The sequence below is a fragment of the Aeromonas sp. ASNIH8 genome (assembly GCF_002919855.1).
GTDB lineage: Bacteria > Pseudomonadota > Gammaproteobacteria > Enterobacterales > Aeromonadaceae > Aeromonas > Aeromonas caviae.
Genome location: NZ_PQLN01000044.1, coordinates 16,064 through 37,794, shown reverse-complemented (window position 1 = coordinate 37,794; position 21,731 = coordinate 16,064). Strand labels below are relative to the sequence as shown.

General features: G+C 62.8%; 18 protein-coding genes. 7 read left to right on the top strand and 11 right to left on the bottom strand.

What is annotated here, in order from left to right; all coding sequences use genetic code 11:
• Positions 1-619 (top strand): putative phage abortive infection protein (locus C3418_RS24105; protein ID WP_146054112.1); only part of this gene is annotated, 619 nt, incomplete at its 5' end.
• A gap of 106 nt (positions 620-725) precedes the next feature.
• Here the strand turns inward: C3418_RS24105 and C3418_RS12880 are convergent.
• Positions 726-1,991 carry a RidA family protein gene (locus C3418_RS12880; RefSeq protein ID WP_069784474.1) on the bottom strand — a complete coding sequence of 422 codons (1,266 nt, stop codon included), beginning with the start codon at positions 1,989-1,991 and terminating at the stop codon, positions 726-728.
• Between the two features lie 1,070 nt (positions 1,992-3,061).
• Between C3418_RS12880 and C3418_RS12875 the strand changes: the two genes are divergently transcribed.
• Together C3418_RS12875 and C3418_RS12870 are read left to right on the top strand one after the other, a co-directional pair.
• Positions 3,062-3,934: an ADP-ribosylglycohydrolase family protein gene (locus C3418_RS12875; RefSeq protein ID WP_069784475.1), complete on the top strand. Its 873-nt coding sequence runs from the start codon at positions 3,062-3,064 to the stop codon at positions 3,932-3,934.
• Positions 3,935-4,309: 375 nt separating this feature from the next.
• Positions 4,310-4,711, top strand: coding sequence for a hypothetical protein (locus C3418_RS12870; RefSeq protein WP_223929890.1), 402 nt, complete (start codon positions 4,310-4,312; stop codon positions 4,709-4,711).
• A 112-nt stretch (positions 4,712-4,823) separates the two neighbouring features.
• Here the strand turns inward: C3418_RS12870 and C3418_RS12865 are convergent, their stop codons facing one another.
• Together C3418_RS12865 and C3418_RS12860 are read right to left on the bottom strand one after the other, a co-directional pair.
• Positions 4,824-5,948, bottom strand: coding sequence for an anhydro-N-acetylmuramic acid kinase (locus C3418_RS12865; RefSeq protein WP_069784476.1), 1,125 nt, complete (start codon positions 5,946-5,948; stop codon positions 4,824-4,826).
• Between the two features lie 242 nt (positions 5,949-6,190).
• The gene (locus tag C3418_RS12860; RefSeq protein WP_069784477.1) at positions 6,191-7,501 is read right to left on the bottom strand and encodes a peptidoglycan DD-metalloendopeptidase family protein; all 1,311 of its coding nucleotides are present in this window, start codon (positions 7,499-7,501) and stop codon (positions 6,191-6,193) included.
• A gap of 114 nt (positions 7,502-7,615) precedes the next feature.
• Here C3418_RS12860 and tyrS point away from each other — a divergent pair, with 114 nt between their 5' ends.
• Complete coding sequence (gene tyrS, locus C3418_RS12855) at positions 7,616-8,815, top strand: tyrosine--tRNA ligase (RefSeq protein ID WP_045525179.1); 1,200 nt, start codon at positions 7,616-7,618, stop codon at positions 8,813-8,815.
• Between the two features lie 103 nt (positions 8,816-8,918).
• Here tyrS and C3418_RS12850 read toward each other — a convergent pair whose 3' ends face one another.
• From C3418_RS12850 to C3418_RS12840, 3 genes are all read right to left on the bottom strand, one after another.
• Positions 8,919-9,722 carry a helix-turn-helix transcriptional regulator gene (locus C3418_RS12850; protein WP_010673884.1) on the bottom strand — a complete coding sequence of 268 codons (804 nt, stop codon included), beginning with the start codon at positions 9,720-9,722 and terminating at the stop codon, positions 8,919-8,921.
• 11 nt (positions 9,723-9,733) lie between these two features.
• Positions 9,734-10,267, bottom strand: coding sequence for a YbhB/YbcL family Raf kinase inhibitor-like protein (locus tag C3418_RS12845; protein WP_010673885.1), 534 nt, complete (start codon positions 10,265-10,267; stop codon positions 9,734-9,736).
• 177 nt (positions 10,268-10,444) lie between these two features.
• Positions 10,445-11,701 carry an adenylosuccinate synthetase gene (locus C3418_RS12840; protein ID WP_010673886.1) on the bottom strand — a complete coding sequence of 419 codons (1,257 nt, stop codon included), beginning with the start codon at positions 11,699-11,701 and terminating at the stop codon, positions 10,445-10,447.
• A 188-nt stretch (positions 11,702-11,889) separates the two neighbouring features.
• Here C3418_RS12840 and C3418_RS12835 point away from each other — a divergent pair, with 188 nt between their 5' ends.
• Entirely contained in the window at positions 11,890-12,792 is a 903-nt protein-coding gene (locus tag C3418_RS12835; RefSeq protein ID WP_010673887.1) for a LysR family transcriptional regulator, read from the top strand.
• Positions 12,793-12,855: 63 nt separating this feature from the next.
• On the opposite strand, the gene C3418_RS12830 is transcribed toward C3418_RS12835, so the two are convergent.
• Both C3418_RS12830 and C3418_RS12825 read right to left on the bottom strand, forming a co-directional pair.
• Positions 12,856-14,211, bottom strand: coding sequence for a TAXI family TRAP transporter solute-binding subunit (locus C3418_RS12830; protein ID WP_010673888.1), 1,356 nt, complete (start codon positions 14,209-14,211; stop codon positions 12,856-12,858).
• A 148-nt stretch (positions 14,212-14,359) separates the two neighbouring features.
• Entirely contained in the window at positions 14,360-15,499 is a 1,140-nt protein-coding gene (locus tag C3418_RS12825) for a MalY/PatB family protein (RefSeq protein ID WP_010673889.1), read from the bottom strand.
• Between the two features lie 164 nt (positions 15,500-15,663).
• Between C3418_RS12825 and C3418_RS12820 the strand changes: the two genes are divergently transcribed.
• Positions 15,664-16,836: an MFS transporter gene (locus tag C3418_RS12820; RefSeq protein ID WP_010673890.1), complete on the top strand. Its 1,173-nt coding sequence runs from the start codon at positions 15,664-15,666 to the stop codon at positions 16,834-16,836.
• 71 nt (positions 16,837-16,907) lie between these two features.
• Here the strand turns inward: C3418_RS12820 and C3418_RS12815 are convergent, their stop codons facing one another.
• Entirely contained in the window at positions 16,908-17,792 is an 885-nt protein-coding gene (locus tag C3418_RS12815; protein ID WP_010673891.1) for a LysR family transcriptional regulator, read from the bottom strand.
• 89 nt (positions 17,793-17,881) lie between these two features.
• Complete coding sequence (locus tag C3418_RS12810) at positions 17,882-18,637, bottom strand: YciK family oxidoreductase (RefSeq protein ID WP_010673892.1); 756 nt, start codon at positions 18,635-18,637, stop codon at positions 17,882-17,884.
• 224 nt (positions 18,638-18,861) lie between these two features.
• Between C3418_RS12810 and sohB the strand changes: the two genes are divergently transcribed.
• On the top strand, positions 18,862-19,869 hold the full coding sequence (gene sohB, locus C3418_RS12805; RefSeq protein WP_029314156.1) for a protease SohB: 1,008 nt from the start codon (positions 18,862-18,864) through the stop codon (positions 19,867-19,869).
• Positions 19,870-20,055: 186 nt separating this feature from the next.
• Here sohB and astB read toward each other — a convergent pair whose 3' ends face one another.
• A complete protein-coding gene (gene astB, locus C3418_RS12800) occupies positions 20,056-21,393 on the bottom strand; it encodes an N-succinylarginine dihydrolase (protein WP_010673894.1) in 1,338 nt (445 codons plus the stop codon).
• Positions 21,394-21,731 lie beyond the last annotated feature (338 nt).

Genomic DNA, 21,731 nt, shown 5'->3' with positions numbered 1-21,731 from the left:
TCTTAAAGATTTATCTATCAGAACCCAAGAGCAATCAACTCGGCTCTGTGGTGTCGAGGCATTGCGATTTTTAATCTTAAAGTTTGATAAATTGTGGGCTTCACAAGGATATCGTTCCCTTCCAAGTGAAGAGAATGCTCTACTTGCCTATAAATATGAACTAATTCGGTCTATTAAGTCTGTTTTTATTAAGCAAAGTCGATATATCGGTACTTTCTATAGTATCCTTACCCTTATAGATGAGGAATGTAAGGCTCCACTAATTAAAGAAACTTACTGGAGAATTTTAGCATCACAACTAACAGCGTATGAGGTAAAATATTTATTTTATCAGGCAGTTGTATATGGTGACAATAAATTTTTTAAAAATCTACTTATCGAGTCCATGGTTTTTCAAGAGTTGATTCTTAGCCAAGGATTTACTAAACCTAATTTAACTATATTTGAAGGGATTTTAGAAGTTAAAATAAATGCAGTTGCCAGTAAAGATAAAATCCCAATGTCTAAAAAGCAAATAAAAATCGCTAGGAAATTTATATCTGCACGCAATGCAAAGTTAAAAGCGAAGAGCAATCAAGAAAAATCACCACAGCCTGTAGGTTCGATTAGCGAAGCGTAATCGGACGTTCGCGTTCTTTAAGACGATGCCATAAAAATAATATCCCTTCCTGTTACCAAAAAAGAGACCGGCATATAGCCGGCCTCTTTTTTTTTTGAGCGAAAACTTACACCTGCGGCGGGGTGCTTTCGGCGTTGGACATCACCGCATCCATCTGCACCAGGGCGCCGGCGGGCAGCTCGCTGACGCCAATCACGGTGCGGGCAGGCAGATAGCCCGGGAAATATTTGGCGTAGATGGCATCCACCTCCGCCAGATCCGCGATGTTGGCAAGCTGGATATTGACCTTGACGATATCGTCCATCACGTGGCCGATGCTCTCGACGATGGTCTTGATATGGCCGAGGCACTGGGCGGTCTGCTCACGGACGCAACCGGTCAGCACTTTGTCTGTGGTCATGTCGAGCGGCAGCTGGCCCGCGATATGGTTGTAGTGGGAGAAGGCGACGCTCTGGGTATGCAGCGGGCTTCTCGGTGCCTTGTCGGTATTGCGGGCACGGATCACCAGATTGTGCCTGTCTTCCACCAGCTGGGGCGGGGTGCCGTCACCGTGGGAGATGACCGCATCCATCTGCACCCGGGCGCTCAGCGGCAGGGCGGCGGCACTGACCACAGAGCGGGCGGGCAGATAGGCGACGGCACGGGCGATGGCGGAGTCCGGGAAGAAGGTGGTGTAAACCTCGTTGACGGCGTCGAGATCCGCCAGATTGGTCAGATAGACGGTCACCTTGACGATGTCGTCAAAGGGCACGTCGATGCTCTCCAGCACGGTTTTGATATTGCGCAGGCACTGGGCCGCCTGCTCGCGGATGCCACCGTCAACCAGGGCGCCGGAGGCGGGGTCGAGGGGCAGCTGGGCACCGATATTGTTGTAATGGGAGAAGGCGACGCTCTGGCTGGAGAGCGGATCCTGCGGGGCGCGGTCGCTGTTTCGGGAGATCTTGAGCAGCGGGCAGGGGGCCTGGGGGAAGGTGCCTTCCCCGTTGGAGAGCAGGGCGTCCATCTGCACCCTGGCGCCGAGCGGCAGACTGGCGACGGCGAGCACTGTGCGGGTCGGCAGCGAGTGGGGGAAGAATTCCCGATAGACGGCGTTGACGGCATCGAGGTCGGCGATGTCCGCGAGGAACAGGGTCACCTTCACCATGTCCTCCATGCCGTGGCCAACGCTCTGGACGATGGCCTGGATATTGGTGAGACACTGTCTGGCCTGCGCCTGGATATCCCCTGCGACCAGCGCGCCCGTTTTCGGATCGACCGGGAGCTGGGCGGCAATATTGTTGTAGTGGGAGAAGGCCACGCTCTGGGTATAGGGCCCCAGATCCTGAGGCGCATTGGGGGTATTTCTGGCTGACTTGATGATGGTACCACTCATGGCGATACTCCTTTTTCGTTTTTGATGTAGGGTCCGGGCCGCATTGTTCTTCCCTGGCCGAATACGGCACGCTGATGACTCGTGATATTGCGGCAACAGTTGCCCGTTCCCGCCGCAGGGCGACGGAGAAAAGGAGAACGATCATCACAGTGTCGAGCCCTGTTTCGATGCAGACAGCGCGTGCAACAGACAAGGGAGAGAAGTTGGCCTGGTGATTCAGACGGGAGAATTCTAGGGGGCGGTTATCCCGGGATGCAAACCGGGATCCGGTTTCTATGAGGTGGCTCAACAGAGTGAAATATATTCATTTTGCGATTCAATTCATGACGGACATGGCAAATAAAGGTGATGATGATCCCGCTTTACCATGAAAGTGGAACCAGATAGCGCCATATTGTCGCGCATCAGGGTTACAGCCTGTGAATCCTCCGTTAATACTTTTGGCGAAATGGCAGCTTATTCTCCCAGTTTTGCATAGCTATCTATTTATCGCTCTCTCGACGCCCTGTTCAGCGCCGCCAAAATATGCTGCGGTGAGCACACTGAAATAACATTCACCCTCTTTGCATGGCCACAGGTCATGACATAAATACGGGAGAAAGAGAGGGCGCTTTTTAGCCCCTGCGGCGGAGGCTGACATGGGCGGGTCGCCACACCGCCTATGCCATATCTTTTCAGTGGCGCGAACGCAGCCCGCCAGCAGGGCGCAGAAGCAAGGGGAGGGGGCCTTCCCCTTGCCTGCCCCGACTTGCCGCCCCCCGATGCATATCACTCCTGTCATGACCCTCCCTGTGAGGGGGCCCCGGAGTCCGCCCTGCTTTGCCGCCCTGGCGTATCCCGCACTCCTTGCGATGCAGCCGGCTCATCTTCCCCGCACCATCCTTATTTGTGTTCTTTGTCATCAACTGCCGTTATTGTGACCTTGGTCGGGGTTTGGGTGGATTATTAACTGTATGATTAATAATGAAATCAGGGACCCTGCCGACGAGCAGCACGGATCGGCACTCATCTGCCCGGGAGTGGCACATGCGATCGCATCGCGACCCCCGTCATCTGACTTCGGAGGTTTTATGCTTGGATTCATTCTGGGTGACATGTACAGCCGCACCAGCGGGTTTCGGCCACCCCCCCGCCTAGGCAAGCACTTCCCCCTCGTCCCCGACTATCAACTGCGCGGTCGCACCGGTGCCGCCATCCTGACCATGGAGACCCTGCTCGATACCCCCTATCCCCAGAAGAAGTTCAGGGCCCTGATCTATGGCGCCTTTATCGAGCGCCAGCGTCGCCTCTTTGCCGAGCAGGTGGTCATTGGCCGAATGGAGGAGGGTCAGGACCTGGCGATCGCCATCGATCTTGCCTTTATCAGCACGGCGGTGCCCATCGGTCTGCTCGCCATCTCGGAGGAGATCGCGCTGCTGACCACCCCCCGTCCCACCCAGACCCATCCTCATCAGGAGGCCTTGAGCCAGGCGCTCGACTGCACCGCCATGCTGATGTTCTATGCCAAGGTCATTCGCCAGCGCAATGCGGTGCTTGAGCACATCGGCCACCAGTTCGGCTACAGGCCGCAGGCCGGGCTGGTGGCCAGGGTGGGCCACGGCGGGGAAGATGACTATGCCGCCTTCATGGTCAATGTGATGACCTGCATCGCCCATTCGGGCTCCTTCAAGGAGGCGCTGGAGAATGGCGTCAGGATGGGCATGCACGAGCCCGCCTTCTTCTGTATCGTCGGCGCCCTGGCCTCGACCCTGTGGGGAGTCCCCAAACCCTGGGCCCATGAGATCTCTCGATTCATCCAGCGCCAGCACCCCCACTATCTCCAGATCCTGCTGCGGGGCGAAGCCAGGGTGGGCCGCAGACAGATCAACCTGGAGCCTCCCAAACCGCCGCTCTGTGCACCGGTCAAGCGCCAGGTAAACCGCTTCCTGAAGTGGGCCTTCTAGGGCCATGGGAGTGCTCTCGAGGTGCGGGCCCATGGCACCATCCCATCGGCCCGCCCCTGCTGAGGGTCATCACGGGACTGTTATCTCACTGACCCCTGATCCCCCGGCTACCTTGCCCAAGAGAGGATTGCCAGAAAAGCCAACGGCTGCACGGGGGACAAGGGGTGGGTAGAAGGTGATCCACCTCGCCTTTTGATGTGAACGCCTTTTGATGTTTGGCGCCATACGATACCATGCGCAGCGTGTGTTCCTGTTGGGGGAGGCGCCGCCCATCGCCCCGTGGCTGGCCGCTGGTCCGTCATGATCACGGGATGCACAATCCGGGGCCGCCACGGCAACCCCTTATCGCCATAGCCAACAGGACGGAGTATCAGGATGGCCATTGCCATTGAACAGTCGGACAACACACTGAGGGTGAACAAGGATCGCTACGATCTGGGCCGCATCGTCGGCGTGCAGGTAAAAGCACTCGGCTGGATGGATCGGCTCAAGAAGACCTTGTTGCTGGGAGTGGTCACCTCCAGTGTGCTCTTTTACTTCACCCCTTCCTACGAGCAGGCGGGCAACTGGCTCATCGTGCTCTTCCTGCCCCTGGTAGGTTTTCTGTCTGGCGCCCTGATGGGGCTGCTCTCCAGCGCGAAATATGAGTTTTGCATCGAATTTTCCCACGCCGACGAGACGGGCGTGCAGTGGATCACCGCCGCCAGGAGTCGGCATGTCGCCGATTATGAGACCTTCAAGGCGCAGGCGGCCAGGTTGAAAGAGCGGCTCGGGTAGGGAGCACAGAGTGACGGGTCTGCGCCATCTGGCGTCAGGCATAACAACAAGCCCGATCAGGTGCACCTGTTCGGGCTTGTTCCATTAGAGGGGAGGGCGCTCGGGAAGCGGCTCAGGCGGGATAGAGGGCGCCCAGTACCGCCGGGCGGCTCGCGCCGGTCACCGCAGGCAGGTTGCCCGGCTTTCGCTGGATAAAGCGTTGTGCCAGCCAGGCAAAGGCGGCCCCTTCCACCCAGTCCGGTGCAAGGCCGAGCTGGGCGGTGCTGGTCAGATGCCAGTCGGGCAGCAGGGCTGCCAGCTCCGCCAGCAGCGGGGCGTTGTGGGCGCCGCCGCCGCAGACAAACAGCTCGGGCCGGGTTGGCGCATCACTGTGGGCGGGCAACTGGCGGGCGATGCTGTGGCAGGTAAGGGATTGCAGGGTACGCTGCACATCTGCGGGGGCGTATGTGCAGCCGTCCAGCTCGCCGTCGAGCCAGTCGAGGGTGAACATCTCACGCCCCGTGCTCTTGGGGGCGGGGGCGGCGAAGTAGGGGTGAGCCAGCAACTGCTCCAGCAGCGCAGGGATAAGCCTGCCGCTGGCGGCCCACTGGCCACCGGCATCATAGTTGTCACCGTGCGGATGGTGGCGGCGATACCAGCCGTCGAGCAGGGTATTGGCGGGGCCGGTATCGAAGCCATATACCCCTGAACCTGCCCCCCCGTCGGCCTGGCCGAGCAGCACCGAGATATTGGCAATGCCGCCGAGGTTCAGCACCACCCGAAGGGCGCCGGGGCGGGCAAAGAGCGCCTGATGGAAGGCGGGCACCAGGGGGGCCCCTTGACCGCCGAGGGCCATGTCCATGGTGCGAAAATCGGCCACCACGTCGATGCCGGTCAGGGCCGCCAGCAGGGCCGCGTTGCCGATCTGCAGGGTAAAGCCGAGGGCAGGGCGGTGGCGTATGGTCTGGCCGTGACTGCCGATGGCGCGAATCTCCTTGGGAGTCAGCGCCGCCTTGGCGAGCAGGGCCTGGGTGGCGGCGGCAAATTCGCGGGCCACCAGGTTGTCGGCGACCCCCATGCGGTCGATTTCGTTCTCCCCCGGGGTGCAAAGCTCATGCAGGGTGCGAGCCGTATCGGCAGGCCAGGGATGGCAGAGGGCCACCTCGACCCGCAGTGCATCCCCCTCGAGCTGCACCAGCACGGCGTCGATACCGTCCATGCTGGTACCGGACATCAAGCCTATATAGCGTTCCGTCATGACAACCCTCTTTCAATGATGCAGGGGAACGGTTCGATGCCATGCCCCGCTCTGGTACCGGACATCCAGCCTATATAGCGCTCAGTCATGACAACCCCCTTTCAATGATGCAGAGGAACGGTTCGATGCCGTGTTCCGCCTTGGTCCCCGACATCAATCGGATATATGGCCCGCTCATGACAACCCCTTTCAATGATGCAGAGGAACGGTCTGATACCGTGTTCCACCTTGGTCGACAGCGGTCAGCTGTCGTCGCCGTTGCCCTTGTTTCTGGCCAGTTGCAGCTCGGGGCTGTCCAGCTTGGCGAGCTGGGGCATGGCCTGGGCCTTGAAGCTGGCCAGCGCCCGCCCGCTGAGAGACTCCGCCTGGGGCAGGTTGAGGGTGCGCGGGTTCTTGTGCACGCCGCCCACCACGAACTCATAGTGCAGGTGCGGGCCTGTGACCCGGCCGGTGCCGCCGAGCAGGCCGATGGTCTGGCCCTGCTTCACTCGCTGCCCCTTGTTGACGGTGCGCTTGGAGAGGTGCAGGTACTTGGTCACGTAGTTGCCCGCGTGCTTGATGAAGACGTAGTTGCCGTTGAACTGGTTGTAGCCGGCGGCCACCACGCTGCCGCCGCCCGCCGCCATGATGGGGGTCCCCACCGGCGCCACGTAGTCGATGCCGTTGTGGGGACGCACCTTGCCGGTGACCGGGTGAAGGCGGCGCGGATTGAAGTTGGAGCTGATGTATTTGAAGTTGACCGGCGCGCGCAGGAAGCTCTTGCGCATCGCCTTGCCGTCCGGGGTGTAGTAGTTGCCATCCTCATTCAGCACGGCGCGGTAGATGGCCCCCTGGTTGATGAACTCGGCGGCCAGGATGTCGCCGGAGGCAACCCGCTCGTCATCCTGGTATTTGTCCTGGTAGACCACCCGGAAGCTGTCCCCCGGTTGCAGGTCCTGGGCAAAGTCGATGTCCCAGCCGAAGATGGCGGCGAGATCCATGATCTGGTCTTCCGTCATGCCCGCTTCGACGGCGGCGCCCCAGAAGCTGGAGCGGATTTCCCCCTGGGCCACTTGTTCGCGGGTGTCGAGCTCGATCTTCACCGGCCTGGCCACGAAGCCGTCATCCCGGCGGTTCACCTTGAGCGCCTGCTCCAGGCTGTGGGGGTAATAGAGGCTGTGCAGCTCGCCGCCCTTGGTGAGCTTGAAGGTGAGCTCCTGACCGGGCTTGAGCAGGCGCAGGGTATCCGTGCCCTCGAGCTGGTCGATGAGGTGCAGATCCGTGGTGCTGAGGCCCAGGCGCTGGAAGATGACCCCCATGTTGTCGCCGCTGCGCACCTTCACCTGTCTGGTGACATAGCGCGGTTTGGGCGGGGTGACGGGCTCGGCCCGTGCCAGCTGGGCCTCCTCGTCGACCTGCTGTTCGACGGCCAGTTCGTTGTCGTTGTCATCGACCCGGGTGGCGACTGCCTGTTCGCTCGGCCAGGCCGCCAGCATCATCACCATGATGCTCAGGATAAGCACCATCTTGCGGTGCCAGTGAGGGAGAGAGTTGAAGGCGTGCCAAAGGACCATGAGAAGCAGACAAAGTTGAACCCGGAAGAAGGTCGGAGTTTACCGCCTTTCCAATTGGCCCGCCATTCCAGTAATATGTCTGGCCCTGTGGAATCGTGATTGGAGAGTCAAAAAATGTCCCAGCTCGAGGTGGCGCTAGCCGAGATCAAGCGCGGAGCGGAAGAAATTCTGGTTGAAGAAGAACTGATCGCCAAGTTGAAGGAAGGGCGCCCCCTGCGCATCAAGCTGGGGATGGACCCGACCGCGCCGGACATCCACCTGGGTCATACCGTGATCCTCAACAAGCTGAAGACCTTCCAGGATCTGGGCCATGAAGTGATCCTGCTGATCGGTGACTTCACCGCCATGGTGGGTGACCCCTCCGGCAAAAACGCCACCCGTCCGCCGCTCTCCGAAGAGGCCATCAAGCACAACGCCCTCACCTATGCCGAGCAGGCGTTCAAGATCCTCGACCCGGCCAAGACCCGCATCGAGTACAACTCCACCTGGCTGAGCGAGCTGGGCGCGACCGGCATGATCAAGCTGGCGGCCAAGCAGACAGTGGCCCGCATGATGGAGCGTGACGACTTCAAGAAGCGCTACTCGGGCGGCCAGTCCATCGCCATTCACGAATTCCTCTATCCGCTGCTGCAAGGCTATGACTCGGTCGCGCTCAAGGCGGATGTCGAGCTCGGCGGTACCGATCAGAAGTTCAACCTGCTGATGGGTCGCGAGCTGCAAAAAGATGCGGGCATGGCGACCCAGTGCGTGCTGATGATGCCGCTGCTGGTAGGCCTCGATGGCGTCAAGAAGATGTCCAAGTCCGCTGCCAACTACATCGGCGTGCACGATGCCCCGGGGGAGATGTTCGGCAAGATCATGTCCATCACCGACGATCTGATGTGGAACTACTACGAACTGCTCTCCTTCCGTCCGCTGGCTGAAATCGAAGAGTTCAAGGCAGGCATTGCTGCCGGCACCCTCAACCCGCGCGACGTGAAGATCTGGCTGGCCAAGGAGATCATCGCCCGTTATCACGATGAAGCGGCGGCCGAAGCGGCCCACGAAGACTTCACCCAGCGCTTCTCCAAGAACGCCATTCCGGACGACATGCCGGAAGTCGAGCTGGCACTGGAAGGGGAAGGGCTGGCCATCGCCAACCTGCTCAAAGACGCCGATCTGGTGGCCACCACCTCCGAAGCGCTGCGCATGATCAAGCAGGGCGCGGTCAAGGTGGATGGCGAGAAGCTGGACGATGGCAAGGCCCTCATCGGTGCCGGTACCGCCGTCTACCAGGTCGGCAAGCGCAAGTTTGCCCGGGTGACCGTGAAGTAAGTCGCCACCTCTGGCGCTGCCATAAGAAAGGCCTCCCTTACGGAGGCCTTTTTGTTTTTTGGGTGCAGCATGGCGTTCGATGCCATGCAAAGGAGAGGGGCGATCAGCGTTCTCCTACCTGGCGAGCGGCATGGCTCCCGGGGCAGGTACGCAGGTATTGGTGGGGGGTCAGGCCGAACTCCTCCTTGAAGCGCGCGGCAAAGCGGCCGGGGGAGTCGTAGCCACAGGCGAGGGCGGTTTGAAGCGGAGTGAGCCCCTGTTGCAGCAGGGTGAGGGCGTGCCCCAGGCGTACCTGGGTCAGCACCTGGCGAAAGCTGCGCCCCTCGGCGGCCAGCTTGCGGACCAGAGAGGCGCGGCTCATGGCGAAGTGGGTCGCTACCGTCTCCAGCCGGTGATCGAGACCAGGCTCCACGCTGAGGTAACGGGCCAGCCGTTCCCCCAGGGTCATGGTGGTGGCAGGAAAGAGCAGGCCAAGGCCCCCCGCTTCCCTGAGCTCGCCATAAAACCCTTGCAGCAGCTGGGTCTGGGCCGTCTCGCAGAGCTGCCGCTGCGCCATGGTGGTGACGAGATCGAAGCAGAAGGCGAGGGCCGACGTCACCCTGATGGCCGGTGGCTTGAGGAGATCGAGGGGGCTCTCTGCCAGCCACTCGGCCGGTGGAGGGGCCAGCAGGGTGAGCGCCTGGGAGCGAAACGTGCCCTGCTCCGGCTGGTTGACGAAGGTGAGCCGGTGACCCGCCGGGATCAGCAGCCAGCTCTCCTTGTCAAAGGAGAGGCGCTGCTCCCGCCACCACAGCTGCTTGCGGCCCTGCTGCACCCAGATGAGGGTCGGCGCGTAGATGAGCACCCGGCGCAGGGGCTGCTGGCGGATCCCGAAGTAATGATTCAGTTGCAGCAGGGGCGTGCTCATCGGGCGGGCTCCTAGGGGGTGGTGAAGGTGGCGGTCAGGGTGGCCTTGCCAAGGGCCAGGCTGTTGAGCATGTAGCCTACCATGGCGGGCGGGGTGTTGGCCTTCACCTCCAGCGCCTTGGGCAGGGCCCAGACGGTGAACTGGTAGCGGTGCATGCCGTGACCGGCGGGCGGGCAGGGGCCGCCATAACCCTGGGTACCGTAGTCGGTGCCAAGCTCCAGCCCCTGCTTGAGCTTGCCGGAGGCATTGCTCGGCAGCTCGCTCTGGCTGGCCGGCAGGTTCACCACCAGCCAGTGCCACCAGCCGCTGCCGGTGGGGGCGTCCGGGTCATAGGCGGTGATGGCGACGCTCTGGGTGCCGGCGGGCAGGCTCTGCCAGCTCAACTGGGGGGAGCGGTTCTCGCCGCTGCAACCAAAGCCGTTGAAGCTGAAGATCTTGTCCATGGGTTCACCCTCGCGGATGTCGGTACTCTTGAGGGTCATGGCACCGGCGGGCAGAGCCGCGAGGCAGAACAGGGGCAGCAGCGGGATAATGGGGGATCTCATGATGGGCACTCCTTTGTGTGAATATGGCATTCACTCTAAGGGGGCTGGCTCAAAACAGAGTGCCCATATGGCTCAAATTATGCCATAAAGGTGGCTTTTGTGAGCTGTTCGGGGCTTTTGAGGGGCATAAAAAAACCGGCATCCTGGGATGCCGGTTTTTGGGAGAGGCGAGGGGCCTTAGCGCAGGATCATCTCGTCACGGCCCGGGCCGACGGAGACCATGGGCACCGGCACGCCCAGCAGGGCTTCGATGCGCAGCACATAGTCCTGGGCAGCCTTGGGCAGCTCGGCGAAGGTGCGGCAGCCGCTGATGTCTTCGCTCCAGCTCTCCATCTTCTCGTAGACGGGGGTGAGGGCGGCGGTCTGCGGCCAGATCGGGTTCTCGGTGTGGGCACCTTCGTAGGCCACGCAGATCTTCAGATCCGGCAGACCGGTCAGGCAGTCCAGCTTGGTCAGGGCCACTTCGGTGGCAGCCTGCAGCTCGACGCCGTTCTTGGTGGCGACGGCATCGAAGTAACCCACGTCACGGGGACGGCCGGTGGTGGCGCCGAACTCGTTGGTGATCTTGCGGAACTCGTCCTGGTTCTCCATGGCGGTCAGCAGGGTGCCGGTACCGACGGAGGAGCTGAATGCCTTGGCCACGGCGATGACGCGCTCCGGGCGCAGGCCCGGCAGACCGCCACCGATGCCGGCGTAGGCGCCGGAAACGTGGGAGGAGGTGACCCAGGGGTATTCGCCGTAGATGAGATCACGGCCGGCACCCAGCTGGGCTTCGAACAGCAGGGTCTTGCCTTCGGCTTGCAGTGCCTTGAGGGGCATGCTGACGTTACAGACGGCGTCCAGCCAGGGAGCGGACACTTCCAGCAGCCAGTCGGCCATCTCCTGGGCGGTCTGGGTGAATTCGAAGTCCGGATAGAGAGCCTTCATCTGCGGCAGTTTCCAGTCCAGCATGAACTGGATGCGCTCGACCAGCACGTCCGGCTGTTTCAGCCAGCCCACCAGGATCGCCTTTTTCATGACCCGATCACCGTAAGCCGGGGCGATGCCCTGACGGGTGGAGCCGTAGGCGCCGTCGCCCAGACGTTGCTCTTCCAGGGTGTCTTCCAGTGCGTGCAGCGGCAGGCAGAGGGTGGCACGGTCAGAGATGGCGAGCTTGGGAATGACGCCGGAGGCCTTGACCTCTTCCAGCTCGACGGTCAGCTTCTCGGGGCTGATCACCATGCCGGGGCCCAGCACGACCAGGCAGTCCGGGTTGAAGACGCCGCTCGGCACCTGGTGCAGCTTGAAGGTGCCCAGATCGTTGACCACGGTGTGGCCGGCGTTGTTGCCGCCCTGGAAGCGAATGCTGGCGCCAGCCTGGCCTGCCAGATAATCGACGATGCGGCCCTTGCCTTCATCACCCCAGTTAGCACCTACGACTACGATAGACGACATGACTCTTTCTCCTAAGACGTTAGGCGTTCATCCTAGGAGCCCCGTGAGGATTAGAAAAATTAATTATCTTTATAATTCCGATAAGAGAGCCATATAATCATGGCGTATTTATCGACACCAGGCCCGCTTCGGGAGGCGTCCCTCCCCACAGGGCGGCGCTCCGGGAGCCGGGGTAGAAGAGGATCCCCATGCTGGACATTCACTGGCTGCACACCTTCGTCACCCTGGCCCGGTTGCAGCACTTCGGCCAGACCGCCACCGAGCTGCACATGACCCAGCCCAACGTCAGCCTGCACCTCAAGAACCTGGAGCAGGCGACCCGGGTCAAGCTGGTGGAGCGCAGCCCGTTCCGTCTGACCCAGGCGGGGGAGCGGCTGCTGCAAAGCGCCGAGCGCGCCATCAACGAGCTGCAGCTCTGCCAGTCCGATCTCAATGCCCTGAGCCAGTTGAGCCAGGGGACGCTCGCCATCGCGGCCAGCGACATCATCTCGCGCCTGCTGCTCATCCAGCCGTTCCAGCGCTTCAAGCAGGCCTTTCCCGGCATCGACCTCACCCTGTTCAACACCACCTCGGATCAGGCGGCAGACCTGGTGCGAGCGGGCAAGGCGGATCTGGGCTTCGTGATGGCGCAAAAGCGCAGCGAGCCGCTCTTCTACACCGAGCTGCAGCAGGTGACCTGGTGCGCCCTGGGCCACGGCCTCGGCCGCTGGCAGGCGCGGGCAAGCTCGGGGGAGAGCGATCCCCTGGACGAGCCCACCCTGATCCTGCTGGGGCACGACACCCGCACCCGGGCGCTCATCGACCCCTCCCTGCCCCTGCTCGGCCTGCCGAGTTGCCGCATCATGGAGGTGGGCAGCGTGGATGCCCAGCTCGACTGGGCGGAGGCGGGCTTTGGCGTCGCCATCGTGCCGGACTTCTCCCTCCACCCCAGGCTCAAGCTGACCGCCCCCGTGACCCGCCTCACCGACTTTCCCGGCACCAGCCTGGGGTATGTGGTGCGCCAGAACCAGGTGCTGTCGCGGGCTATCAAGCAACTGCTGCACTGGGTGGAGGAGGAGATCCAGAATCCGGCGCTGCTGCTGGCGCCGTGACAGGCCAGGCGCCCGTTCCCGATAACCAAGAGGCCACCCCTGGGGTGGCCTCTTGGTTGGTGTTCATTGCCCGGCGGGGGCTGTGGTCCCCACCGCGTGGCTGGGCGGGCTGGCCGGCATGGCCTCCGGTGATGGCGCCTCCAGCGGCGTTGCCGACGAGGCGGGCGCCTCAGGCGGGGTCAGGGGATGGCCTGGTGCCAGGGTTGCGCTGCCCGGTGTGGGCGGCTCGGTCAGTGCCGGGGCCTGGTTGGTGGAGGCCGCCCCCGAACTGGTTGAGAGGGTCGCGGCGGCCGGCTGCTCCGGCAAGGTGTCGGACCCCTCCAGTGGCGCGGTGCCTTCCAGGGGGCCTGTCCCATCGGTCGGTGTGGCCGCGCTGCTCGCCGGGGACAAGGTCGGCAAGGCACCCGAGGTGGCCCCGGCACCGGATGCCGTGAGGGTGTCCGCCGGGAGGGTGGGCACGGCATCCAGCATGCCGGGATGGAGCAGGGCGATGCTACCCGCCTGCATGCCTTCCCAGGTGAGGGTGGTCAGTGCCGGATGCAGCCGGGTGAACTGCTTGAGCCGCTCGTTCAGCACGTCCCGCAGGGTGCGCACCTCGCTCTCGGGCAGACTGGCCAGCGCCACCAGTTCGGCGGTGACGGCGAAGGTATTGACGCCGCTTGTCTGCCCCGGATAGAGGTTGGCGCCAATGCGGCTGCGATCATAGTAGGGGTGCTGCTTGAGCAGCTTGTCCACCTGTTCCCCCTCGATGGGAATGAGGCGGGCCTGACAGCGGCCGGTGAGATCGCCGATGGCCTGATTGGGGTGACCGGCGACCACGAAGGCGGCATCCAGGGTGCCGTCACAGAGCCCCTCCAGCCGGTTGCCCGCGGAGATCACGGGCGGGCGGCTGAAGTCGGCGATCCGCCACCCCATGGCATCGAGCAGGGCCCGGCTGGTGACCCTGTCCCCGGAGTTGGGGGCGCCGACATCGACCCGCTTGCCCTTGATGTCGGCCAGGGTGGTGATGTTGCTGGTGGCGCTGGCAATCAGGGTCAGGGACTCCTTGTGGAGCCGCAAGAGGCTGCGCAGCTGATCGTCCGGGGCCTGGCCCGCGAAGGGGCCGCTGCCGTGCACCGCATGGTAGAGCACATCCGACTGCATCAGGGCGAGCTGTACCTCTCCCTTGGCGAGCGCCGCCAGATTGGCGATGGAGCCCGAGGTACTCTGCACCGTGCAGTGCAGGCCGTGGCGGGCACTCTCCTCGTTGAGCAGGCGGCAGATGGCCCCCCCTGTGGGGTAGTAGACGCCGTTGAGGGCTCCCGTACCGATGGTGACATAGGCGGGGGAGGCGAAGAGGGAGGGCGCCAGCACGGCCGCAAGCCAGGGCAGGGCGGTACGTGGCAGACGCAACAGGGCAGAGAAGGCGAATGGGCGCATAGTGGACCGAAACCGTGGCTGAACATAAGGAGGAGGCGGGCTCATCCGGTGATGAGCCTCATCTTATCCGTATCAGACGGGAAGCTGAACGGATTTTACCGCTTTTGCGCGCACCGGGCGGCCTGGGGCCGCCGCCCGGGACGGTTCGCTAGCGGGTCTGGAGAATGGCTTTCTCCATGCGGGCCAGGGCCTCGGTGAGACGGGCCCGGGTGCAACCAAAGTTGAGGCGCACGAACTGGCCGTTGCCGAACTGGGCTCCGGGGGAGAGACCCACGCCCGCCTGTTCGAAGAAGGCGACGGGATCGTCCAGGCCCAGGGCGCTCATGTCGATCCAGGCGAGGTAGGTGGCCTGGTTGCGGGCCAGCTTGACGCCGGGCCAGCGGGCCACGGCCTGCTCGATCAGGGCCAGGTTGCCGGCCAGATAGTCGAGCTGTTCATTCAGCCACTGCTCGCCCCCCTCATAGGCCGCCTCGGCCGCCACGAACCCCAGCAGATTGACGTCGGCGCTGATGCCGCGCATCGCCTGTTGCAGCTTGAGCCGCAGGCGGGCATTGGGGATCACGGCGAAGGAGCAGCACAGCCCTGCGATGTTGAAGGTCTTGCTCGGCGCCATCATGACGGCGGAGCGTTCGGCCGCCTCCGGGCTCAGGGCACCATAGGGGATGTGGCGGGCATCCTTGTCCAGCAGCAGGTCGCAGTGGATTTCGTCGGAGCAGATCACCAGGTTGTGGCGCTCGGCGATGGCGTCGATGGCCAGCAGCTCTTCCCGGGTGAAGACGGTGCCGCCCGGGTTGTGGGGGTTGCACAGCAACAGCAGATCCGCCGAGGGGGCCTGACGCTCAAGCTCTTCGAGATCCAGCACCCAGCGGCCTTCTTCCTCCACCACGGGGACAGTGAGCAGGGGGCGGTCATTGAAGCCCGGCGCCTGCAGGAAGGGGTAGTAGACCGGCTTGGGGGTGATGATGCCGCGCCCGTGCTGGCTCCAGGCCTTGCAGGCGAGATTGAGGCCCGGCACCACCCCGGGCAGGAAGACGAGCCATTCGGGCTGGATGGTCCAGCCATAGCGGCTGGCCAGACGCGATACGATCAGTTCGATGAGCCGGGGAGAGGGGCGCGAATAGCCGAAGATGCCGTGGGCGACCCGTTTGGTGAGGGCCTCCAGTACGGCGGGGGGAGAGACGAAGTCGGTGTCTGCGACCCACATGGGCAGGACATCCTGACCCTTGTATTTGTCCCATTTCAGGCTCATGGTACCGCTGCGATCTATTTCCCGGTCAAAATCAAACATGTTAAATCCTTGTACTGGCGCTGGATGGGCTTCCAATGTACGGACTTGGACGCCCCCTCGCAACCCTTGAGGTGGCTGTTGATAATGGCATAAAATAGCCGCCGCCATACGCCAAGCCCGCCCGCATCTGGCTCCTTTTTTTCTTCCATATCAATGGTATCTCTATGAGTTTGCTGTCTGCTGCCCGCAAGAGGCCGGATCCCGTCTCTCTCTCGTTTCTCGCCGTGACCTTCATGACCGGGGTGGCGGTGGCGCTGCAGGTGCCGACCTTGAGCCTGTTTCTGGCCGAGGAGGTGCAGGTGCGCCCCTTCCTGGTGGGGCTCTTCTACACGGTGAACGCGGTGATCGGCATCCTCATCAGCCAGTGGCTCGGCCACCGCTCCGACAACAAGGGGGATCGCAAGCAGCTGATCCTGCGCTGCTGCTTCGCCGGCATCGCGCTCTCCCTGCTGTTTGCCTGGAACCGGCAGTACTGGTTGCTGGTGAGCCTGGGGGTGCTGCTGGCGAGCCTGACCGCCACCGCCAGCCCGCAGCTGTTCGCCCTGGCGCGGGAATACGCCGACAGCCGCAACAAACAGGCCGACATGTTCAGCTCGGTGCTGCGGGCCCAGTTCTCCCTGGCCTGGGTGATCGGGCCGCCCATCGCCTTCGCGCTCGCCATCGGCTACGGCTTCAAGGTGATGTATCTGGCCTCGGCGCTGGCCTATGTCATCTGCGCTTTCGTGGTGTGGCGCTGGCTTCCCTCCCTGCCGCTGCCGGTGATGGACAGCGAGGTGGAGCGGGTGAGCAGCTGGCGGGATCCGTCGGTGCGGGCGCTCTTCATTGCCTCCACCCTGATGTGGACCTGCAACAGCATGTACCTCATCAACATGCCCCTCTACATCACCCGCGAGTTGGGGCTGGAGGAGAAGCTGGCGGGTTTGCTGATGGGCACGGCGGCGGCCCTGGAGATCCCCTTCATGCTGCTGGCGGGCTACTACACCCGGCGCTTCGGCAAGCGGCCCATGATGCTGCTGGCGGTGCTGGCCGGGGTCGGTTTCTATGGCGGTCTCGTGACCCTGTCGAGCCAGCATGCCCTCATTGCGCTGCAACTGCTCAATGCCATCTTCATCGGCATCGTGGCCGGCATCGGCATGTCCTATTTCCAGGACTTGATGCCGGGGCGCGCCGGGGTGGCAACCACCCTGTTCGCCAACAGCATCCGCACCGGCTCCATCATGGCGGGAGCCATTGCCGGCACTGTGGCGGAGATCTGGAGTTTCCACGGGGTCTTTATGGTGGCTACCGCATTGGCGCTGGCTGCACTGGCCGCCTGCTGGCGGGTGCCCAACGTATAGGGGATGCAAAAGGGAGCCGATGCCCGGATGAGCGGGCACCAGTGCCCCGGTCGTGCGGGGAAGAAGCGGCCTTACCTGGGGTTCTCTCCCTGGTATTCGATGCGCAGGCAGCGCAGCAGCAGCTCGGCCGCCGGCCCCAGCGCCTCCACCGAGGGGGTGAGCAGGTAGGTGTAGAGATAGCGCTCGTTGCCGCCGGTGAGATCGAGCTGCACCAGCGAGCCTTCGGTGAGCTCCTCCTGCACCAGATGGCGGGGCACCCAGGCGTAACCCATGCCAAGGCGCACCATGTTGAGCACCTCATGATAGTGGGTCGCCTTCCAGCCGGTGTCGTCCGCATCGTTCCAGTCCACCGAGCGGTGGATGGGGGGATGCAGGCTTATCTGGTTGTGGCTGGCCAGCACCTCGGCGGTGATGGGCTCTCCCTGCTCCGCAAGGGGGTGGCCCGCTGCGCACAGAGGAAGCAGACAGACTTCGTCCAGCGGCAGGCCGGTGCGATCCTGGGGCAGGTGCTCGGAGAGCATCAGATCTCCTGCCTGCAGCGCATTGAAGTGGCAGTGGATCCGCTCATGCAGGTTGATGCGGCAACCGCGGCTGCGGGGATAGAAGTGGGCCAGCGCCCGGTAGAGGCGCTCCCGCGGCTGGACCACGGACACATAGAGGTTGATCTGCGGCTCCCACTGCCGCTCCAGGTTGTTGGCCAGGTTCTCCAGCTCTTCCACCTGCTGGCTGAGCTGGCGCGCCCGCTTGAGGAAGATCTCCCCCGCCGGCGTCAGCACCGCCTTGCGCCCCCGCACCTCCAGCAGGGCCACCCCCAGACTCTGTTGCAGCTTGGCAACCGCATGATTGAGGGAGGATTGGCTCTTGTTCAGCGCCTCGGCAGCCTGGGCATAACCGCCGCAGTCCACCACCGCCTGAAAGATCCGCCATTGCTCAAACGTGCTCTTGGGACGAAACATAGTGCAACCTGTCTGGGGCCGATGGGATTCAACAGGGCGCGCCTTGGCACCCCCTCTTCACTGTAATCCCATCCGGTTGATTTGTTGATTTATTTGGGCTGGGCCACGAAGGTCTTGCCGCTCTGGCCCTGACTGTCACGCCCCATCAGGTAGAGATAGAGGGGCATCAGATCGGCCGGGGTCTTGAGGGTCTGCGGATCTTCCGCCGGGAAGGCGCTGGCCCGCATCCTGGTGCGGGTGCCGCCCGGGTTCAGGGTGTTGACCCGCACCCTGGTGTTCTCCAGCTCGTCCGCCAGCACCTCCATCATGCCTTCGACGGCGAACTTGGAAATGGCATAGGTGCCCCAGTAGGCGCGCCCTTTGCGGCCCACGCTGGAGGAGGTGTAGACGATGGACGCCTCGCCGTGCTCCTTGGCGGTCTGGCGAATGAGGGGCAGCAGCGCCTGGGTCAGCAGGAATTCGGATTTGACGTTGACCTGCATCACCTCGTCCCACTCCTGCTCCTGAATGTGTTCGAACGGCGACAGGGTGCCGAGCAGCCCGGCGTTGAACAGCACGCCGTCGAGGCGGCCGAACTGCTGGGCGAAGGTCTCCGCCATGCCGCGGTAGTGGGTGGCAGTAGCCCCTTTCAAGTCCACCGGCACGATGGCGGGCAGGGGGTGACCGGCCGCTTCAATCTGGTCGTAGACCGCCTCCAGCTTGGCACTGGTACGCCCGAGCAGGATCACGGTGGCGCCGTGGGCCGCATAGGTGAGGGCCGCTTCGCGGCCGATGCCGTCACCGGCACCCGTCACCAGAATGACCTTGTCCTTGAGCAGATCACGGGGGGCCTGATAGTCGAGCATGTGGACTCCTGTTAACAATGCCTGGCGGCTTGGCGCAACGAATCGAGTGGGCAAGTGTACTGATCCGGCCCGGCAGTTGACCAGTATGAGACGGCAAAAATGTGAATAAAACAGGGCGATAGCATCGATCCCTCCGCCCTTGGCACGGGAGATGGCAGAGTTTTTGCGCGAGGGGGGCAAACTCCTTACTATGTGAAAAAAACGGACATTGAGCGGAGCATCAAGTGGCATTTTTGACCGAATACGGCCTGTTTCTGGCCAAGACCCTCACCTTCTTGCTGGCCATCGGCGCCGTCATCCTGATGGTGGCGAGCAGCCGCCAGCCCAAATCCCGCAAGGGGGAGCTGGTGGTGACGGATCTCTCCGGCGAGCTGGAGCAGGGGCGCCATCAACTGCAGGCAGCCCTGGCGGGCAAGGCCGAGCGCAAGCAGATGGAGAAGACCCGCAAGGCGGAGCACAAGGCCAAAGCCAAGGGAGAGGATGAGCGCAGCCGGCTGTTCGTCATCGACTTCAACGGCAGCATGGATGCCAAGGAGGTGGCATCCCTGCGGGAAGAGGTGAGCGCCGTGATAGGCGTGGCCCGCCCCGGGGACGAGGTGCTGCTGCGCCTCGAATCCGGCGGCGGCGTGGTGCACGGCTACGGCCTGGCCGCCTCCCAGTTGCAGCGGCTGCGGGACAAGGACATCACGCTGACCGTGGCCATCGACAAGGTGGCGGCGAGCGGTGGCTACATGATGGCCTGCGTCGCGGACAAGATCCTGGCGGCGCCGTTCGCCATCGTCGGCTCCATCGGGGTGATTGCCCAGATGCCGAACTTCAACAAGCTGCTCAAGAAGCACGACATCGAATTCGAGATGCACACCGCAGGCCAGTACAAGCGCACCATCACCATGTTCGGCGAGAACGACGATCTGGGGCGGGAGAAGTTTCGCGAGGAGCTGGGGGCCATCCACGAACAGTTCAAGGCCTTCGTGGCCGAGCACAGACCCGGTCTCGACATCGACAAGGTGACCACCGGCGAGCATTGGCTGGCGAGCCAGGCCAAGCAGCTCGGACTGGTGGATGCGCTTTGCACCAGCGATGACTACCTGCTGGCCCAGGCCAGCCATCACAAGGTGGTCGGTATCCGCTACAGCAAACCAAGGAGCCTGACCCAGAAGCTTGGCAAGCAGGCGGCACTGGGGCTGGAGGGGGCCCTCGGCCGCCTGTGGCAGCATAGCCCCTGGCGCTGAGAACCTGTTTCGAGCTTACTGCGAGGTCGTGATCAAGGCTCATGCGCTGCTCTTCACCTTGCTGACGATCTCTCGCTACAGCTCGTGAACAGGTTTTATAGCTCAGCGCAAAGGACTAAAAAGAGAGCCGGGCATTGCCCGGCTCTCTTTTTTTATTGCGTCGGCTCTGCAGGCCGATGGCGCACCTCAGCGCTGGAAGGGGTAGACGGAACCCAGTTTCAGGATCTGGGTCAGCTCGTCCAGGGCGGTGCGGGTCTCCAGCACCAGGGAGGGGTCCCGCAGATCGTCCAGCGCCAGGCTGTCGCGATAGTGCTTCTCGACCCACTGATCCAGGCGGGCAAACTGGTTGTCGGTGATGAGGCAGGCCGGGTTGACCGCGGCGAGCTCGGTGTCGTTCATGGCAACCCGCAGGCGCAGACAGGCGGGGCCGCCGCCGTTTCTCATGCTCTGCTTCACGTCCATGTAGTGGACGTCCTTGATGGGGGTGCCCAGGGTCACCAGCCTGGCCAGATAGGCGGACACAGCCGGGTTGTCGCGGCATTCGGTGGGGGCGATGATCGCCATCTCGCCGGATGGCAGGGTGAGGATCTGGGTGTTGAACAGGTAGGATTTCACTGCATCCTGCACCGACACTTCGCTGGTCGGCACTTCGATGAAGTGCAGCTCACCGTCGCCGAACTTGGTACGCACCTCGGCCAGCGCAGCGTCGGTATTGAGGAACGCCTGCTGGTGGAAGAAGAGCACGTTCTGGTTGCCCACCGCGATGACGTCGTTGTGGAACACCCCCTGATCGATCACGTCCGGGTTCTGCTGAATGAAGACCGCGCTCTCATCCCCAAGGCCATGCAGGCGGGCGATGGCCTGGCTCGCTTCCAGGGTCTGGCGGGCCGGGTAGCGTTTGGGGGCGGGCTGGGAGACGTCGAAGGCGCTGCGGCCATAGACGAACAGCTCGACCCCCGCTTCGCCATAGGCGCGGCACAGCCGGGTGTGGTTGGCGGCGCCTTCGTCACCGAAGTGGTCGTTCTCCGGCAGATGCTGGTGATGATAGAAGTGGCGATCGTTGTTGAACACGGCCCGCAGGATGCGCCCGGTCACCTCGGGCTCCAGGGAGCGGTGGAACTTGTTGGTCAGGTTGGCGGGGGTAAAGTGAATGCGGCCATCCTGGGTGTCGGCGCTCGGGGAGACGGTGGCGGCGTTGGCGGTCCACATGCTGGAGGCGGAGTAGCAGGCGGCCAGCACGGCGGGGGCCTGTCTGGCCGCCTGGGCCAGGACGCTGGCATCGTTGCCGGTGAAGCCCAGGCGGCGCAGGGTCGCGAGATCCGGCCTCTCCTGGGGGGCCAGCACGCCCTGTACCATGCCGAGGTCGGTCAGCGCCTTCATCTTGCGCAGCCCCTGCTTGGCCGCTTCCTTGGGGTTGGAGGCCTCTTTGGCGTTGCTCTGGGAGGCGACGTTGCCATAGGAGAGGCCGGCATAGTTGTGGGTGGGGCCGACCAGGCCGTCGAAGTTGACCTCGAAGTGCTTCATGATCACATCCTTTCGATTTTTATATGGGGAGCGGTTCCTTCCGCGCACAAAGCTGCGGTGTGCGGCCATTATAAAGAGATTTCATCCTTTGTAACAAGCTGATAACCAGAATGGGTTTTTATGTCACAAGGGTGGCTGGATATGTCATTTCCAATCTAAAAAAGGGGGGGATATAGCATAAAAACAAAAAAGCGGTTGCTTCCCGCGCCCCGGCTTCGCATTAATAAATAAAGAAGCAGGGCGGTTCGGGCTGTCGGGCAAATTGACCCGCAAGATTGCTTTTTCCCGTCAAATCTCTTATACAGCCCCACAAAACCGCACGCCAACCCCGTCGGGTG